Source organism: Aeromonas simiae, assembly GCF_000820125.1.
Lineage (GTDB): Bacteria > Pseudomonadota > Gammaproteobacteria > Enterobacterales > Aeromonadaceae > Aeromonas > Aeromonas simiae.
Map to the genome: position 1 here is coordinate 151615 of NZ_CDBY01000057.1, position 1749 is coordinate 153363.

Annotated in this window: 2 protein-coding genes and 1 pseudogene; all 3 read left to right on the forward strand. The window is 74.3% G+C overall.

Annotated elements, in window-relative coordinates:
• Positions 1-280: pseudogene (locus BN1134_RS18900) on the forward strand (DUF58 domain-containing protein); the annotation flags it as partial.
• Positions 265-699 carry a hypothetical protein gene (locus BN1134_RS11855; protein WP_156991749.1) on the forward strand — a complete coding sequence of 145 codons (435 nt, stop codon included), beginning with the start codon at positions 265-267 and terminating at the stop codon, positions 697-699. The pseudogene BN1134_RS18900 and the gene BN1134_RS11855, both read left to right, overlap by 16 nt.
• Positions 696-1646, forward strand: coding sequence for a VWA domain-containing protein (locus tag BN1134_RS11860; protein ID WP_042047442.1), 951 nt, complete (start codon positions 696-698; stop codon positions 1644-1646). The genes BN1134_RS11855 and BN1134_RS11860 overlap by 4 nt, the downstream gene beginning before the upstream one ends.
• Positions 1647-1749 lie beyond the last annotated feature (103 nt).

A 1749-nucleotide genomic window follows, 5' to 3' on the forward strand; every position in this document is an offset into this window, starting at 1 on the left:
CTGGATGGGCCAGCTGGCCCGGCGCCACCCGCTGCGGCTGTGGCAAATTGTCGATCCCCTCGAGCTGGCACTGCCGCCCCACGCCAGAGTGCCGGTGATCAGCCACTCCGGGCGCGGCTGGCTCGATGGGGAGCGCCGCCATGACTACGCCGCGGCGGCCCGCGCCCAGGATGAGGCGCAGCTGGCACAACTGCTGCCCCTGGTCGAGCGCCTCTATCGCCTCGACAACGGCCGGCCGCTGGCCGAGCAGTGGCAGGAGGGGCCATGTCGACTGATCTGAGCTGGCTCGCCCCGCTGCGCGATATCCACCCAGCCCCACCGCTCGACGAGGGCCGCCTCACGGCGTTATCACTCCTGCTGGTGCTGCTCGCCTTGCTGCCGCTGCTCATCCGGGGGCGCCAATGGCGGCGCCGACGGGCCTGGCTGCGACACTGGCAGGTGGCCCCCTGGCCCGAGCGCCACGCCGCCCTGCGCCGCCTCACCGCCAGCCGCTGGCCCGATCTGGCCACCCAGCCGACCCCGGCCTGGCTCGCCGCCCTCGAGACCCGCTGCGGCGCCCGCCTCAGCAGCTGGGCGCCCGAGTGGGATGGCTGGATCTATGGCGCACAGCCGGTGCCACCGGCGGCGGCGCAGGCGATCGAAGCGGCCCTGCCGCGCCTGCTGGCGGCCTGCCCGGCCCCGCTCAGGTGGCAGCCATGAGCGGCGCCCTCACCCTGGCCTGGCCCTGGGCGCTGCTGGCGCTGGCCCTGCCGCTGCTGATCCGCTTTGGGGCGCCGCCACGGCGCCACGGCGCCCTGCACCACGACGGCTTTGCCCGTCTGTGGCGCGCCCCGGATGGCCGCGAGTGGCCAGCCCTGCTCGCCTGGTGCGCCCTGGTGCTGGCCCTGTGCCGGCCGCTGTGGCTGGCGCCGCCGCAGACCGAGTGGACCCCCAGCCGCGATCTGCTGCTGGCGGTCGATCTCTCCGACAGCATGCGGGCCGAAGACATGCTCGACGGCGCCCGTCAGCAGAGCCGGCTTGAGGCGGTGCGCCGACTGGTGGGGGAGCTGATCCGCGCCCGCCCTGGCGATCGCATCGGCCTCATCGTGTTTGCCGATCACGCCTACCTGCTGGCGCCGCTGACCCGAGACCATGCCGCCCTGCTCACCCTGGCCGACGAGCTCGACTTCGATCTGGCCGGGCGCACCACCGCCATCGGCGAGGCGCTCGCCGTGGCCCGCCAACACCGCACCCGCGCCGCACCCACCGCCGTGCTGCTCATCACCGACGGGCGCAACACGGCTGGGGATGCCGATCCCCTCGAGCAGGCCAAGGCAGCGGCCCAGGAGGGGCTGCGCCTCTATACCCTGGGGGTGGGGGCCGATCCCGACGCCCCCCTACTGCCCCCCGAGCAGCGCGATCCCAGCAGCGAACTGGACGAGCCCCTGCTGCGCGAGCTGGCCACCATCGGTCAGGGACGCTACTTTCGCGCCCGCTCGGCCGGGGATCTCGGCGCCATGAACCGCACCCTGGCCCGCCTCGAGCCCACCGCCGCGCCGCGACAGCGCGCCCAGCCGAGCCAGGAGCTCTACCCCTGGCCACTGGCGCTGGCCCTGCTGCTGCTCACTCCCGGCCTTGGCCGCTGGCCGAGGAGGCGTCATGGGTGATCTCACCTTGCTGCGCCCCCTGTGGCTGCTGGCTCTGATCCCCTGGCTGCTCTGGTGGTGGCAGGCCCGCCGCCGCCCTCCCCTGTTTGCCCCTGTGCTGGCC

Excerpts from the sequence above, each read along its gene's own strand:
- BN1134_RS11855 (WP_156991749.1), top strand. The coding sequence starts at position 265 with ATGTCGACTGATCTGAGCTGGCTCGCCCCGCTGCGCGATATCCACCCA.
- BN1134_RS11860 (WP_042047442.1), top strand. The coding sequence starts at position 696 with ATGAGCGGCGCCCTCACCCTGGCCTGGCCCTGGGCGCTGCTGGCGCTG.